This is a genomic window from Vibrio mimicus CAIM 602, assembly GCF_000338875.1.
GTDB classification, from domain to species: Bacteria; Pseudomonadota; Gammaproteobacteria; order Enterobacterales; family Vibrionaceae; genus Vibrio; species Vibrio mimicus.
In genome coordinates, this window is sequence record NZ_AOMO01000027.1 from 183,919 (window position 1) to 199,648 (window position 15,730).

Genomic DNA, 15,730 nt, shown 5'->3' on the forward strand with positions numbered 1-15,730 from the left:
CTTATCTCCTCACAAAAACCAGAACGACAGAGAGCAGCAGAGCAAGGCTCAGTGGGTAGAAAAACCACTCAGTTTGGGGACGCCAAGTCCGGCTTGCTTGGCTGATGGGCTCAAGTTGATTGATGGTGTCATAAATGCTTTGTAAATCTTGCTGATTACGAGCTCGGAAATATTGTCCGCCAGTCGTTGAAGCAATGGTCTGTAAGGTTTTTTCATCCAGATCCTGCGCGGTATTCACTTTACGGCTGAACAAAAAATCCTTCACGATCATCTCACCGGCACCCACACCCACAGTGTAAATGGTGGTTTGGTACTGTTTGGCGATATTGGCGGCTTCGAGTGGGTCTAAAACCCCAGCGGTGTTGCTGCCATCACTGAGTAAAATCATCACTCTTTGGGGGGCATCACTATCAATGAAGGTTTTCGTCGCAAGGCCAATGCCTTCACCAATCGCGGTTTGAGTGCCGATCAGTTTTAACACCGCTTGGTTGAGTTGGCTGATCACGGTTTGACGATCCAAGGTCAGGGGTGTTTGTAAGTAAGCGTGGTCAGCAAACAGAATCAGTCCTACCCGATCGCCTTCGCGTTTGGTGATAAATTCGGAAAGTACCTGTTTGACGGCGGTTAAACGATCCACCATCTGCTGGCCAGACTGCATATCCTCTTGGCTCATTGAGTAGGAGAGATCGACCACTAACATCAGATCGCGGTGGGACGTACTGGTGCTGACAGGTTCGCCATACCAAACGGGTCTCGCCGCCGCCGCAAGCAACAGGAGCCACAATCCAGCGGCGATGAACCGCGGAAGCCATGAATAGGGTTGGATTCCCGATGCTTGAGGGAGATAGGGCAGCTTAATCGCCGCCCTAGGTTTTATGGCTGGTGCAAAAAAATAGATAACCCAAGGCAGTGGCAGAAGTAAAAACATCCACCACCAAATAAACTCAAAACTTGCCAATGCCTGATTTTCTCCGCTTTCTCGGCGGCAAGGCGCTTTCTACCCAATGGTAACAGTGGTGAACCAGCTCATCCGCGTTGTTCACTTTCTGCTTTTGGTATAAGGCTTGCTGCCACAGGGTTTCGTTTGGTACAAAAAGTGGGTGGCCGACTTCGGCATCTAAAAAGGCGTACCAATCTTTACCGGTTAAATGTGCAATATCTTCACGAGGGTAATAACAGAGTGCCGCTTGACGGACCAATTCAATCGCTGAAGAGGGCGTTTGCGGAGTCACTTTTAAACTCAAAAGACGTAATGCCGTTTTTTAGGGGCCAGCCGACGGCGACGCCAACGCACAGTCAAGCCAATAATGAGCATCACGATGAGAATGCCGCCTATGCTTGCCCACCATCCCCAAGCCAGTGGAAACCAGCCGGGAAGCTCAGGCAAATGCAAAGCGTTGAGATCCAGTGATGTGATTGACGATTCCTTCATTTCTTATGGTCCGATAATTGTTGCAGCAAGGGTATTCCGCTTGAAACTGAGCGGTAGTCCATTTCCAATAATAGACACAGTGATTTTAGTTTTTCTTTTTGAGTTTCAAAGGCTTTTTTGATACCTGCACGCGTACTATTTATCGAAAAGTTGAGCCAGCGCGTCTCTTGGTTATTTTGTACTTGCTCAATACCACGAAATGAAGTGTCTCCTTGCTCTAAAGGATCATGAATTTGCACCATGCGCACTCGGTTATGGCGACAGAGTTGGCGTAGCGGCAAGGCGTGCTGTTCTGGGTTTAAGTGGACAAAATCGCTGATCAGCACCACTTCGCTGCCTTTGGGGCATAACCGATTGAGGGTGTTAAAGACCTCATGCAACGCCAAACTTCTGGAGGCATGCTGTGTAGGTGGTGTTTGCTGCGCCTCGATACAAGCGCCCAAAATAGGCAACACTCCGCGCTGACGACTACTGGGTTTGATTTCAATCAGACGGTGGCCTAAATCAATCACAGCACCGACTCGATCTTGCTGTTTAACGGCCAGCCAACTGAGTAGGCTGGCTAAATGCGCTGCCTGCACAGATTTGAGCAGTAAACTGGAGCCAAACTGCATAGATTGGCTGAGATCGATATAAAGCACGACCGCTCTTTCCCGCTCCTCACTGAACAGCTTGGTGTGTGGTTTGCCCGTACGAGCCGTTACCCGCCAATCAATCGAACGAATGTCATCACCCGCTTGGTATTGACGAACTTCTGAAAAATCCATCCCGCGCCCAAGCTGACGACTGTGATGCTGTCCAATACGCTGTGACCATACTTGTCGTGCTGGCGGCAAAAAATGCACGGCTTGCTGCTCGTAAGCGAGTAACTCTTCAAGACAGAGTGAGACTCCGTTTGCGTGCAAGGGTAGGGAATACGGCATAGTCAAAACCTACGCACTGCCTACCAGCGACAGCAAATGGGAGATGATCTGATTAGGATGAACCCCTTCCGCTTGTGCCTGATAACTGAGCAGTAGGCGATGACGCAAAACAGAGAAAGCCATTACCTGAACATCGTCCGGCGTGACAAAATCACGTCCATGCAACCAAGCGTGGGCTCGTGCACAGCGATCGAGTGCAATCGTCGCGCGTGGGCTCACGCCCATGGTTAACCATTGGGCGAGTTTGGCATCGTAATTGGCTGGCTGACGAGTCGCCATAATTAAGCGGACAAGGTAGTTTTCAATGCTCTCTGCCATATGCACATTAAGGACTTCTTGGCGGGCACTAAACACTTGTTGCTGAGTAATCAAAGGCTTATCTATCGCTTGTTCGCCTTTTGCTTCTCCGCGGTTAAGGCGCAAAATCGCGAGCTCATCCTGTGCACAGGGGTAGTTCACTTCCAAATGCAGCAGAAAACGGTCGAGCTGTGCTTCTGGCAGCGGATAAGTTCCTTCTTGCTCAATAGGGTTTTGCGTGGCCATGACCAAAAACAGTTCGGGTAAACGATAGGTTTTACGTCCTGCCGAAATCTGTTTCTCAGCCATGGCTTCAAGCATCGCTGCCTGAACTTTGGCAGGCGCGCGGTTTATCTCATCGGCGAGTACTAACGAATTGAAAATGGGGCCGGACTGAAACACAAACTCGCCAGTTTCTGGGCGATAGACATCAGTACCTGTGAGATCCGCAGGGAGCAAATCAGGGGTAAATTGAATTCGGTGGAAATCACCTTCAATACATTCGGCAAGAGATTTCACTGCGCGAGTTTTGGCAAGCCCCGGCGGGCCTTCAACCAGAATATGTCCATCAGCGAGAAGGGCGATCAGCAGTTGGTTAACTAAATCAGCTTGGCCAATCACCTGTTGATTTAAATAGTGCTGCAATGTTTGAAAGGGTTGAAACGGCATGAATTCTTCCACTCCTAGATATCTCAGCGGTTAGTGTTGTGTACCTGCCAGAAAGTTCCATAAAAAATCACGTAGAACAACTGGATGGTCAAAAAATACTTATGATCACCCAACACTCGATTAAAAACGACTATCTTAATGAATGCGAAAGGACGATTTATAAATGGCACTTAAGTAATTTCAATAAAAAGTGTGACAATGAGCAAGTTTATGCTTTGATTTTGTATGAGTTTTCTTAAGTGGTGTGATCTTAGGCCGATAATGAATAGGTTTCGGTTATAGCCATGATTAGGCGGAGAATATGTTCAAACTGCATCAGATGAGTATCAAACAAAAAGTCGTGTTAGGGGTCACCCTCGCTGTACTGGCATCAACCCTAATTGTCGGTGTGATGGCACAGCGTCAGGCACGTGAAGTGTTAGAACATCGCTTGGTCGATTTAGAATTGCCCGACATTTTGAAATTGATTAAAAGTGATATCGATAGTCAGGTAATACAGTTATTGTCAGCGGCACAGCAAATTGCCAGTAATGAGTTTGTGCAACACGCTATCTCAACCACAGAAAGAGATCCTGCCACTGAAGCTATGTTGGTTAAGCAATTGAACAATTTGCGCGACCAATATCAACTGAATGATGCTTCAGTCGCCAACCGTAAAACTGCCTATTACTGGAATCAAGATGGCTTCTTACGTCAGCTCAATCAGCAACAAGATGGCTGGTTCTTCGGCTTTACCAATTCAGGTAAACCGACCATGGTGAGCATGTTCCAAGAGGCTAATGGTGAAGTCAAAATGTTCGCCAACTATCAGTTGGTCAATGGCGATACTATGTCTGGCATGTCGAAATCGATGGCGGACATGGTCAACTTGCTGAACGGGTTCCAAATCGAAGATACAGGTTTTGTTTTCTTAACCAATGCGCAAGGTGTGGTGCAAATCCACCGTCAAAAAGCGCATGTGAAATCGACCTTACAACAAATCTATGGCTCAAGTGCCAGTGAACTGCTTAATAAATCAGGTTTTAATCTTATTTCAACGCAGTACCAAGGCGAAGAGGTGATGGTCGCGAGCCTGTATATCGAAAGTATGGATTGGTTCTTGGTTGGCGCAGTGCCTGTGTATGAAGTGTTTGCAGAGTTAGATGCCGTGGCACAGAGAATGATGATAACGACACTGGTTGTAGCTGCCGTCTTTATCGTGATGGGGATTTTCCTTGCCAACAGCATTGCTATGCCAATCAATCAGATTGCGAAACGCTTTACGGATCTCGGTAAAGGTGATGGCGATCTTTCACAGCGTATTGAAGTTCAAGGCAATGATGAAATTGCCCAGCTTTCAAAGGGCTTCAATGGTTTTATTGAAAAGATCCATCAATCGATTAAAGACGTGGCACAAACCAGCCGTGAGCTGCAAGTTGCCGCTGAAGGTGTATCGCGCAAGGCTTTAGTGACGCATGATAACAGCCAGCAGCAACGTGATCAGACCATCCAAGTTGTGACTGCGATTAACCAGATGGGGGCGACCATCAGCGAAATCGCTTCTAATGCGGCAACCGCAGCAGAAACGGCCAATCAGGCGTCAGGTAATGCTGATCAAGGTCGTAATGTGGTTAATAAAGCCAAAGACGCGATCAGCCGCTTAGCCAACGATATTGAGAATACAGGTAAAGTGGTTGAGCAGTTGGCATCAACGACTCAAGAGATCGGCTCGATTTTGGATGCGATCCGCGGCATCTCTGAGCAAACCAACTTGTTGGCGCTAAACGCAGCGATTGAAGCTGCGCGTGCTGGCGATCAAGGTCGTGGCTTTGCTGTGGTAGCAGATGAAGTGCGTAATCTTGCGAGTCGGACTGCTGCATCAACGGAAGAAATTCAGAAAATGATCAACCAACTGCAAACTGACGCGAAAAATGCGGTGTCAGCGATGGATGCGGGTAAAGCGGTTACCCATCAAGGGGTTGCTGCTTCTGATGAAGCCGTACAAGTGTTGATGAGCATTTCTGAACGCATACACGATATCTCAGATCGCAACACTCAAGTGGCCACCGCGACAGAAGAACAATCAACCGTAGTGCATACCATTAACCAAAATATCGAAGAGATTAACGCGATCAATGAAGTGACAACGTCGACGGCTGAAGAGTTGGCTGATGCCAGCAAATCATTGCGTGAACTCTCTGGTCGCTTGGACAAATTGGTTGGCAACTTTAAACTCTAGAATCCTCGCCGGGAGTTAGTTACACTTCCGGGCAGTAAAAACCAAGTAGGTAAAGAGTGATGAACGATTTCGAAAAAGAGTTGGAGTTGATGTCTCAGCAGGTTGCTGAAGAGCCAGAAACCAAGCTGCCAAGTCTGGAAGAGCAAAAAGCGATTGCAGAAAAACTCAAACAGTTAGAAGCCGAAGGCAAACTGACTCCGGAGGTACTTGAAGCCTACTTTGGTCAGTATTACGCCAAAGCGGAAACACCAATTCACTAATTGATGGTCATCCGTTGCTAATCATTTTATCGAGCCGCTTTGCGGCTCGATTTGTATCGATTTGAACGGTAGCTAAGTTATCGCATTAACCCTTGAGAAAGTGGGTTAGCGTTGAGCCGCGGTGTCGGTGGAAACTCGTTGCAGCACATCAAACAAAATATCGCTGGTTTGTGCGCCAGAAATTAAATACTTCTGTTCAATGATCAAAGTTGGTACTGCGTGAATGCCTGCCTGCAACCATTGCTGCTCGGTATTAGCAACGGCTTTCGCCCAAGAGTCATCACCCAAAACTTGCAGACATGCTTCACGTTCTAATCCGACACTTTGGGCTAGTTCAAGCAGTATCTCGTCATCATCAATTGCTTTACCCTCTTGAAAATAGGCTTTCCAAAGAGCCAAGGTGAGCGGCAATTGCTTATTATGCTGATTGGCCCACAAGAGCAATTGATGGGCTTTGCGCGTGTTATAAATCCGCATTTCATCAAAAAAGTGAAACTCAAACCCCACTTCTTGGCCGAGCTCGGTTAGTGTTTTTCGAGCTTGCTGGCTAGCTTCAAGGTTAGTGCCATATTTTTTACTAAGATGCTCACGCAAATTTTCTCCCCCCATCGCTAATCGTGGATTGAGTTCATAAGGGTGCCATCTGAGTGTCACTTCTATCTCTGGCAGTCTGGATAATGCGTGGTTCAATCTATAGTAGCCAATCACGCACCAAGGGCAGACGACATCCGAGACAAGATCTATGGTTAGCTTGTGCATCGCACTCTCCTTAGTTGGTGTTGTTTAAGTATAACTGTCGTACTTGAATCTGCTGCGTTGGTCACGACTCATCATAACCTTATCTATTTCTGTGGGGATCGCAGAATAGGGGTTTATTGAGTGAAAAATACGCAAAAAGTGAGCTGGAGCTGAAAAAACGCCTCACGGTTCCTAAGAAACTCGTGAGGCGTTGACACTGACGTTGTTAGTAATGGTTATGCGGTAAAGGAAAAAGAAATTCAGTTAAAACTAGGCACCTTTTGTTTCTAATGCCAGCTTGTTTCCTGAATAATAAATAAAAGAATTTATCTTTGTGAAGTGTGTTCCATCCAGTAAGTAACTTGTTGTCAATCTGTCATGATAAGGCGTCGCTTCTTACCCTCACCCCCTTGAAAATAGCGATTACGAGGAAAAATAGGATAAATAAACGTTTGCGTGAAAAAATGTGATGAAACTCATTTTTTTATCGTTATACTCTGCGCCCGGCTAAGAGCCGGTTGCTCTGCCAGTACAAGCCGTCACAAGGAAATGTGAATGACCCCAAGGATCGGACCAGCTAAATTCCCAAGCTTGGGTCTGTTGATGTGAATGGCTAGTGAGCAATAAAGCTTTATTCTCTCCTTTTGAGATTGTCTCCGCCTACACCTAGACCAAGCCATTGGGTTTCCCTGTTTTTACTCACATTTTTCTAGGTAAACTATGGCGATTTTGTTTGGAATCATCGGTGTTACGGTACTGATCCTATGCGCGTATCTGCTCTCTGAAAGCCGCAGTGCGATTAATTGGAAAACCGTCTCTCGCGCTCTGTTACTGCAAATTGGTTTTGCAGCGCTAGTGCTTTATTTTCCATTGGGACAAGCCGCTCTGAGCAGTTTAAGTAACGGTGTTTCAGGCTTGCTGAGCTTTGCGGATATCGGTATTCGTTTTCTCTTCGGTGATCTGGCGGATACCGGCTTTATCTTTGCGATTCGCGTTTTACCTATCATTATCTTCTTCAGTGCTCTTATTTCCGCCCTTTATTACCTTGGCGTAATGCAAAAAGTTATTGCGTTTATTGGTGGTGGTATCCAACGTTTCTTAGGCACCAGCAAAGCGGAATCTCTCGTTGCAACAGGTAACATTTTCCTTTCACAAGGTGAATCGCCACTGCTTGTTCGCCCATTTTTAGCCAACATGACTCGTTCTGAATTATTCGCTGTCATGGCGGGTGGTATGGCATCGGTTGCGGGCTCAGTGCTTGGTGGTTACGCTGGTTTAGGTGTTGACCTGAAATACTTGATTGCGGCGAGTTTTATGGCTGCACCAGGTAGCTTGATGATGGCAAAAATCATCGTTCCTGAGCGTGGTACTCCCATTGATCAAAGCCAAGTTGAGTTGGACAAAGCCCAAGACAGCAATTTGATTGATGCTCTCGCCAGCGGCGCGATGAACGGTATGAAAGTGGCCGTAGCAGTAGGCACCATGCTTATCGCGTTTGTCAGTGTGATCGCTATGGTGAACACTGGCCTTGAAAATCTAGGCGATATGGTTGGCTTTAGCGGAATCACTCTGCAAGCACTGTTTGGTTACTTGTTTGCCCCACTGGCATGGGTGATTGGTGTTCCTAGCCATGAAGTTCTGGCGGCGGGTTCTTACATCGGTCAGAAAGTCGTAATGAACGAGTTTGTCGCCTTCATTGACTTTGTTGAACACAAAGCACTGCTTTCTGAGCATAGCCAAGTGATCATCACGTTTGCGCTGTGCGGCTTTGCCAACATCGGCTCTATCGCGATTCAGCTAGGTTCCATTGGTGTAATTGCGCCTGAGCGTCGCTCTGACGTAGCAAACCTTGGCATCAAAGCCGTTATGGCTGGCACACTGGCTAACCTAATGAGTGCTTGTTTAGCAGGTATTTTCATCTCGTTATAAATCTATCCCCCCATCGACATGCATTCGCCATGTTACAGGTGACAACGCAAAGTCGTTGAGGTGTTAAGAATATCGAGCCTACCCAACTGGGTAGGCTTTTTCTTTATGCCGATCTATCTTCCGTCACTTTTTAACTTAAGAATCACAGCGAGTTTTGATTAATCGGTGAAAAACTGATTTGTAACAACTCATCCGCGGCAAGAATACGTAGTATGGGATGCAATTCACTGCTTATGCCCCTTTCAGCGAGGTTTCACCAACGCTGCGTATTTGAATGATGAGTGCTTGCTTATGAAAAATCTTGTTGGGCGCTTTATGCGCTATGTGACTTTTGATACCCAATCTAAACCGAAAAATCACCATTGCCCGAGTTCTACGGGGCAGAAGGTGTTTGCTCAGGCTCTTTATGAAGAACTTTTGGAATTAGGCTTGAGTGATGTATCGCTGGATGAGCATGGCTATGTGATGGCCAAACTGAAATCGAATGTCGATTATCCAGTGCCCCCCATTGGTTTTATCGCCCACATGGATACGTCTCCAGATGCGTGCGGAAAACATGTCAAACCTCAAATTGTGGAAGACTACCAAGGCGGTGACATCGCACTCGGTAAGGGTGATGAAGTGTTGTCGCCGATCCAATATCCCGATCTGCATTTGTTGCATGGCTACAACCTGATCACGACCGATGGTACGACTTTGCTTGGTGCAGATAACAAAGCGGGGATTGCCGAAATTATCACTGCAATCGAAATGTTGCTCGCCGATCCTTCCATTCCACATGGCGACATCTCGATTGCTTTTACTCCGGATGAAGAAATCGGTCGTGGAGCGAACCACTTTGATGTTGCGAAGTTTGCGGCGCAGTGGGCCTACACGATTGATGGTGGCCCGATCGGAGAATTGGAGTATGAGAACTTTAATGCTGCAACGGCGACCGTCACTTGTCATGGTGTGAATGTGCATCCTGGGACTGCGAAAGACAAAATGGTTAACGCGATGCACATTGCGGCTCAGTTTATTTTGATGATGCCGGAAAGTGAAACACCGCAGCACACTGAGGGCTATCAAGGTTTCTATCATCTTTCGAGCGCTACCATGGGCGTGGCTAAATCTGAGTTGAAATACATTCTGCGGGACTTTGAGGCAAATGGTTTACAAGCGCGCCAAGACTTGATGCAAGCGAAAGTGGCTGAATTAAACCAGCAGCTCAAAAAAGGCCGCGTTGAAGTGAGCTTTGAACAGAGCTATTCCAATATGAAGGAAATGGTCGAGCCGCATCCGCATATTATCGAACTGGCAAAACAAGCAATGATCGAGTGTGATGTGGAGCCTCAAATTAAACCGATTCGTGGTGGTACGGATGGGGCGCGCCTTTCATTCATGGGGCTACCTTGTCCAAACATTTTTACTGGGGGATACAATTTCCACGGTATTCATGAATTCATCACGATTGAAGGGATGGAGGCTGCGGTTCAAGTGATTGTTAAACTCGCAGAGAAAACGGCACTGCATTACCGACAGTAAAAACTTGCAGAAGAATAAGCCGCTCAACGAGCGGCTTTTTTTACGCTGAAATTTTTCGATATGCCAAGAGTTTTGGGATATTTCTTGTCATGCAGTAGGATTCAATGTTGAAATTAGCGCGACAAGCAACACAATCAGATAAAAGCGGCGGGTTAAGCCGTAGTAGGAGAATGACATGGAACAACTGAGCATGGTGGTAGATTTTTTGCTCACACATAAGTTGCTGCTTACCGCCTTGATTTTACTTGGCGTTATTTCAGTGCGTCGCATCATTTTGGATAACATTCGTGGAGATGCGCCCCTCATTACTGAAAAGCAGCGCAAATGGATGTCTCGTACTAAAAATGGGGTGTTTACGGTTACTTTGCTTGCCATGTTCATGCTGTGGCAATCTGAAATTAGTGAGTTTGCGCTGTCGGTTACGGCGATTGCAGTAGCCATTGTCGTGGCTTCAAAAGAGATTATTTTGTGTTTTACGGGGTCAATTCAACGGGCGAGTTCTCGCTCATTTCGCATTGGGGATTGGATTGAAGTCGGCACTGTGTGTGGCGAAGTGATTGAGCACAACCTGATGGCTACCGTGATCCAAGAGATCGATTTACACCACGGGCAGTACAATTACACCGGAAAAACGGCCACTTTGCCTAACAGCATGTTTTTCTCTTACCCAGTGAAAAATCTCAATTTCATGAAGCGTTATGTGTTCCATAACTTCAAAATTGTGGTTCCTGAATTTGTAAATCTTTTCCCTTTGGTGCCAGTGTTGCATGAAAAAATTGAAGAGCACTTTGCACACTTTATGGAAGTTGCCCGCCGCTACAATACGGTGATTGAGCGACATGCAGGTGTCGATTTGCCGAGTGCAGAGCCGCATATTGAAATCAGCAGCTCATCGACTGGCGAGCAGGTTGTACACGTCATGATTTTTTGCCCCACAGAACGCGCCAATCAATTAGAGCAGTTGATTCGTCGGGATTTTATGCAGGAGTATGAACGCGCATTCCCACGTTCAACCCCAGCACACATCACCCCGACATCTTCGCTCAGTTAATGTGAGCGTTCAATCGCATGGCTGCGTGAAATGCTGAGTCCCAGTCGTTTCGCCAGTCGAGTGAGGTTGGCACGATCGGTGTGTAAACGGCGTGCCGCTTCTGCCCAATTAAAGCTGGCTTGGGTTAATGTTTCGCTGATCAAATGGCGTTGGAATTCGTCAGTCGCTTCTCGTAATCCCAAATCTTGGAGTGCTTCACTCAACACAAAATCCTCTTGTGGTGTTTGTTGTGCCAAGGGCGCTCTTGGCCCTTGTAATTCACCCACGTCTTCGGCTTTCAGTGTTGTGACTGGTCGTCCGCGTTGGCGTGCCTTCGCCTTGAGTGCCGCTCGGTTGATCACATGTTCCAGTTCGCGAACATTGCCCGGCCACGGGTATTGGATGAGTTGACTTAACGCCTCGGCGTGCAGTTTAAGTTGAGTAATGCCCAGCTTACGTCTCGCTTGTTCAACGAAATATCCCGCAAGCAGAGAAAGGTCGCCTTTACGCTCACGCAGTGGTGGCACATAAATCGGGTAGACACTCAATCTGTGGTAAAGGTCAGCACGAAAACGACCCGCTTCAACCTCTTTTTTCAAATCCCGATTGGTCGCCGCCAGAATACGCACATCGACGGTCTGCACCCGGTCTTGTCCAACGGGTTGAATTTCATGGTTTTGCAGTGCTCGCAAAATTTTGCTTTGGGCACTCAGCGGTAACTCACCGATTTCATCGAGAAACAGCGTGCCACCATCGGCCAGAGCGAATTTGCCCATTCTGGGGCGGTCAGCCCCCGTAAACGCCCCTTTAACATGGCCAAATAGTTCGCTCTCCAACAAGTTTTCCGGAATAGCCGCGCAGTTGACATACACCAGTGGTTGGCGTTTACGGTTGGAACGGTGATGAATCGTCCGCGCAACCAATTCTTTACCCACACCCGTTTCACCGTGGATCAAAATATTGAATTGAGAGGGTGCAACGACATCAATATCCGCTTTCATGGCGAGCATTGCGCCACTATTACCGATGATCTCTATGTTGTCTCGGCTCCAAGCTTCTTCATTAAGCTCTTCGAGTCGCTGTTGCGTTTGTTTGGCTTGGTTCTCAAGCTCAGAGAAGGTGAGAGCCATCTTCAACGTGGCAGCGGCAATCGCCGCTAACATTTCTAAACTGCGAGGGGAGAGATGATCAAATGCATCCGGTTTTAAGCTATCAAGCGTCAAGATGCCCAGCAGCTGGTCGCCAAAATGCAGTGGTAAGCCCATGCAAGAGTGCATTGGAAGATCATCGTCGATATCAAGCAGTAAGCCATCAAAAGGATCTGGAAGTGGACAATCTGCCGCAAAACGCACAGGCAGGTCAGCACTGCAAATCTGCGCCAACCTTGGGTGCTCACTGACCATAAAACGTCGACCCAAGGTATCACGAGTCAATCCTTGCATTGCCAGTGGTGTTAAGGTGTCGTTTTGCAGTGACATCAAGACTACACAATCACAAATAACCGCTTTACGCACCGCATCCAACAATCGGTGGAAGCGCTCTTCATTATTCGCTCCGCTGGCGAGCCCAACCGTCATTTCTAACAAAGTGGTTAGTGAGAATTCTTGCATCTTAGCTTCTTGAGTTCGGATTTTTTGATAGTGTAGTGTCAATTAGACGCATCTCAAAGTGTTTAATTGACTCATGGAAAAAATGTTTATTTATATTTTTCAGTACATTAGCTTCTGGCACGTAATCTGCTCATAGAAAAGGCTTGTTTAGAGTGGCTTAAGCCACCGTTTTAGCCTATTGAGGAGAAGTTATGCTCACCCAAGAACACATTAATATCATCAAAAGCACCATTCCTTTGCTAGAGTCAGCAGGCCCTGCGCTCACACAGCATTTTTACCAACGTATGTTCAGTCATAACCCTGAGCTGAAGCATATATTCAACATGACTCATCAGAAGACTGGGCGACAAAGTGTGGCGCTGTTTGAAGCGATTGCCGCCTATGCCAAGCATATTGATAATTTAGCGGCCTTAACCAGTGTTGTTGAGCGTATTGCTCATAAGCACACCAGTTTTAACATTCAACCTGAGCACTATCAGATTGTCGGACATCATCTGCTTGAAACCTTGCGCGAATTAGCTCCAGAGGCTTTCACTCAACAAGTTGAAGAGGCTTGGACTGCCGCGTACTTCTTTTTGGCTCAAGTATTTATTGACCGAGAAGGTGCTTTTTACTTAGAACGCAATCACGCACTAGGCGGATGGCGCGATGGACGAACCTTTGTTGTGCAAGAGAAACGAGCCGAATCGGAATACGTGACCAGTTTTATTCTGGTACCTGCTGACGGTGGGGCTGTTCTTGATTACCAACCCGGACAATACATTGGTATTGAGGTGACCCCAAAGGGAAGTGATTATCGAGAAATTCGCCAATACTCGTTGTCACAAGGCTCGAATGGCAAAGATTATCGCATTTCAGTTAAGCGTGAAGGCGTAGGAAGTGATAACCCAGGGGTGGTTTCTCACTATCTGCACAACAAGGTGAAAGTGGGAGACAGTGTAAAACTCTATGCCCCCGCTGGAGACTTTTTCTACGTTGAGCGCAACCGCCCTGTCGTGTTGATTTCCGCTGGTGTAGGCGCAACGCCAATGCAAGCCATCTTGCACACGTTAGCGGAGCAAAACAAATCGGGAGTGACTTATCTTTATGCGTGTAACTGTGCTAAGGAGCATACTTTTGCTCAAGAAACTGCAAAGTTGGTCGCTGAGCACGGTTGGCAACAACAGGTATGGTATCGCGATGAAGCATCAGAACATGCTTTGCAAGGCGAAATGCAGTTAACCCAAGCCTCATTGCCAGTCCAGGATGGTGATTTCTATTTGTGCGGCCCTATTGGGTTTATGCAGTACGTGGTGAAACAGCTATTGGAACTTGGAGTAGAAAAGGAACGTATTCATTACGAAGTGTTTGGTCCACATGCGCAGTTAGCAGCATAACTGAACTAAAGGTATAAAAAATAAGCATAAAAATAGCCAGCCTAGTTAGGCTGGCTATTAAAATCTTTGGCAAGTCTATTACAGAACTTTGATGCTTTCAGCTTGTGGACCTTTTTGGCCTTGAGTGATCACGAATTCCACTTTTTGACCTTCAGCCAGAGTGCGGAAACCGTCACCTTGGATTGCGCTGAAGTGAGCAAAAACGTCAGGACCGTTTTCTTGCTTGATGAAACCAAAACCTTTAGTTTCGTTGAACCATTTCACGGTACCAGTAACTGGAGTAGACATAATAAATATCCTAAAAACATTTTTAACGTAGGCCGATTACGGCGCGGATAGCGTGGAAAAGTTGCTTGCTATTGCGTACGACACGGACGGTTACGAATAATCCAACCAAGCGATGTGTATACAAAGAACTCTTTCTAGCCGCGATCGAGTCTAGAGTAAACCTTTGGCTTGTCAATCGAATCTTCAATAGAGTCGACACCCGTTAACAAAAATAATTCATTTTTATGCGCTTAATGCCATTTCTGTGTAACTAAGTTTTCTCTTTGTTCCGTGGATTTATCGGTTGACTATGCCTAAATTACGTACAAAATATCGTCGTCACACCAATGTGGCTATGAATTATATGGAGTCACCCAATGAAAGAAAAATCTGTTGCTACAACAGTGACTACGTCGGTGCTTGAAACCGATTATGGTCGAGGAACCGTTAAAGATAACGCCCTGAAAGCCGTTGTAACGAGTTCTTTATTCCGTTGCCGAGTTGAGAAAGCGAAAAAAGGTAAAGGCAGTTATACACGGAAAGAGAAATTTAAAGGCAAAGAGCCTTACGCAAAAATGATGGATTTCATCGCATTTGCGTAAGGCTTTTTAGTTTCTCTACTTGGCTTAGGCTAATCTTCTCTGTCTCTTAAAAAGCTTATCTCCAGCTTCTTCTTCCAGTTTACCGCTAACAACGCTTCTCTTGAGTTGGTATGACTATTAACCGTGTTTTTATAAAACGAGTCTGATATCTCAAAACAGAGAAAATTTCATAAACAAAATTTGTAATAAAATTGTTTCAGGTGTTGCATTTTGTTGCGTTTGATTTCTGAAATTACCTTACATCCAATAATTCGCAAGTGATGTGTCTTTAACCTCTGTGTAACAATAGGTTTCGTTAAAATTTGGATACAAAATGTGCATGTTTTTTGAGCTTGAAATTAATTTCTGAAGGTTCAAAATTAGCTAAAAATGAGTTTTCAAAAATGAATGGATGCTTTTTGCGGTAATTTGAGGTAGGTGCATCATGAAACTGTTTTTAATTCTCATGCTTTCTGTGTCAGGTGGCATCGCGTCAGCGGAGCATATCCACTCTTTCATTCTCGGTTTTGGCGTTGCCTCTCTCGCGGTCGGTAGTTGTTACTGGCTCGCGTTTCGTAGTACTCGCTTCCCGCAACTTGCCGTATTCTTGTTGCTGTGTGGCTTCTTTGCGAAAGTGACGGTGACAGTGGTGGGCGTGATGTGGGGCATCTCAAATGAGTTGATGACATCGCCATTCGTTTTTGCATTGTCTTATCTCTTCTTCTCCATTGTGGCGACTTATTTCTGGTTCCGTTACCGGGAACTGGCGATGAAGTTGAAAGCGAAAATTACTGCTACGCACACCCAATCACACTCTCATTAAAAGTGATTTAGGTTGATTTCATAAAAAGCAGAGCCACTGAGCTCTGCTTTTTG

General features: G+C 46.3%; 14 protein-coding genes and 1 pseudogene. 8 read left to right on the forward strand and 7 right to left on the reverse strand.

Annotation, left to right across the window (positions count from 1 at the left end; all coding sequences use genetic code 11):
• Position 1: 1 nt before the first annotated feature.
• The 4 genes and pseudogenes from D908_RS11260 to D908_RS11250 form a co-directional block, all read right to left on the reverse strand.
• Complete coding sequence (locus D908_RS11260; protein ID WP_005524088.1) at positions 2-958, reverse strand: vWA domain-containing protein; 957 nt, start codon at positions 956-958, stop codon at positions 2-4.
• Positions 945-1,432: pseudogene (locus D908_RS0119280) on the reverse strand (DUF4381 domain-containing protein). Before D908_RS0119280 ends, D908_RS11260 begins: the two are co-directional and overlap by 14 nt.
• Positions 1,429-2,355 (reverse strand): DUF58 domain-containing protein, encoded by a 927-nt coding sequence (locus tag D908_RS11255; RefSeq protein WP_050557226.1) that lies wholly within the window; start codon positions 2,353-2,355, stop codon positions 1,429-1,431. Before D908_RS11255 ends, D908_RS0119280 begins: the two are co-directional and overlap by 4 nt.
• 9 nt (positions 2,356-2,364) lie before the next feature.
• On the reverse strand, positions 2,365-3,321 hold the full coding sequence (locus D908_RS11250) for an AAA family ATPase (RefSeq protein ID WP_005524096.1): 957 nt from the start codon (positions 3,319-3,321) through the stop codon (positions 2,365-2,367).
• Between the two features lie 301 nt (positions 3,322-3,622).
• On the opposite strand from D908_RS11250, the gene D908_RS11245 reads away from it, so the two are divergent.
• Entirely contained in the window at positions 3,623-5,539 is a 1,917-nt protein-coding gene (locus tag D908_RS11245; protein WP_000475378.1) for a methyl-accepting chemotaxis protein, read from the forward strand.
• Between the two features lie 59 nt (positions 5,540-5,598).
• Complete coding sequence (locus D908_RS11240; protein ID WP_000997594.1) at positions 5,599-5,799, forward strand: chromosome segregation ATPase; 201 nt, start codon at positions 5,599-5,601, stop codon at positions 5,797-5,799.
• A gap of 105 nt (positions 5,800-5,904) precedes the next feature.
• Here the strand turns inward: D908_RS11240 and D908_RS11235 are convergent, their stop codons facing one another.
• Positions 5,905-6,558: a DsbA family oxidoreductase gene (locus D908_RS11235; RefSeq protein ID WP_005524099.1), complete on the reverse strand. Its 654-nt coding sequence runs from the start codon at positions 6,556-6,558 to the stop codon at positions 5,905-5,907.
• Positions 6,559-7,257: 699 nt separating this feature from the next.
• Between D908_RS11235 and D908_RS11230 the strand changes: the two genes are divergently transcribed.
• The 3 genes from D908_RS11230 to D908_RS11220 all read left to right on the forward strand — a co-directional run bounded on the left by D908_RS11230 (position 7,258) and on the right by D908_RS11220 (position 11,041).
• Complete coding sequence (locus D908_RS11230) at positions 7,258-8,466, forward strand: NupC/NupG family nucleoside CNT transporter (protein ID WP_005524100.1); 1,209 nt, start codon at positions 7,258-7,260, stop codon at positions 8,464-8,466.
• Between the two features lie 291 nt (positions 8,467-8,757).
• A complete protein-coding gene (gene pepT, locus D908_RS11225) occupies positions 8,758-9,990 on the forward strand; it encodes a peptidase T (RefSeq protein ID WP_005524102.1) in 1,233 nt (410 codons plus the stop codon).
• Positions 9,991-10,165: 175 nt separating this feature from the next.
• Positions 10,166-11,041 (forward strand): mechanosensitive ion channel family protein, encoded by an 876-nt coding sequence (locus D908_RS11220; RefSeq protein ID WP_005524104.1) that lies wholly within the window; start codon positions 10,166-10,168, stop codon positions 11,039-11,041.
• On the opposite strand, the gene norR is transcribed toward D908_RS11220, so the two are convergent.
• Positions 11,038-12,630, reverse strand: coding sequence for a nitric oxide reductase transcriptional regulator NorR (gene norR / locus D908_RS11215; protein WP_005524111.1), 1,593 nt, complete (start codon positions 12,628-12,630; stop codon positions 11,038-11,040). The genes D908_RS11220 and norR overlap by 4 nt on opposite strands.
• A 191-nt stretch (positions 12,631-12,821) precedes the next feature.
• Between norR and hmpA the strand changes: the two genes are divergently transcribed.
• Positions 12,822-14,006 carry an NO-inducible flavohemoprotein gene (gene hmpA, locus D908_RS11210; protein WP_005524112.1) on the forward strand — a complete coding sequence of 395 codons (1,185 nt, stop codon included), beginning with the start codon at positions 12,822-12,824 and terminating at the stop codon, positions 14,004-14,006.
• A 78-nt stretch (positions 14,007-14,084) separates the two neighbouring features.
• Here the strand turns inward: hmpA and D908_RS11205 are convergent, their stop codons facing one another.
• On the reverse strand, positions 14,085-14,294 hold the full coding sequence (locus D908_RS11205; RefSeq protein WP_000106983.1) for a cold-shock protein: 210 nt from the start codon (positions 14,292-14,294) through the stop codon (positions 14,085-14,087).
• A gap of 356 nt (positions 14,295-14,650) precedes the next feature.
• Between D908_RS11205 and D908_RS11200 the strand changes: the two genes are divergently transcribed.
• Positions 14,651-14,875: an alternative ribosome-rescue factor A gene (locus D908_RS11200; RefSeq protein ID WP_005524113.1), complete on the forward strand. Its 225-nt coding sequence runs from the start codon at positions 14,651-14,653 to the stop codon at positions 14,873-14,875.
• Positions 14,876-15,299: 424 nt separating this feature from the next.
• Positions 15,300-15,677: a hypothetical protein gene (locus D908_RS11195; protein ID WP_000765284.1), complete on the forward strand. Its 378-nt coding sequence runs from the start codon at positions 15,300-15,302 to the stop codon at positions 15,675-15,677.
• Positions 15,678-15,730 lie beyond the last annotated feature (53 nt).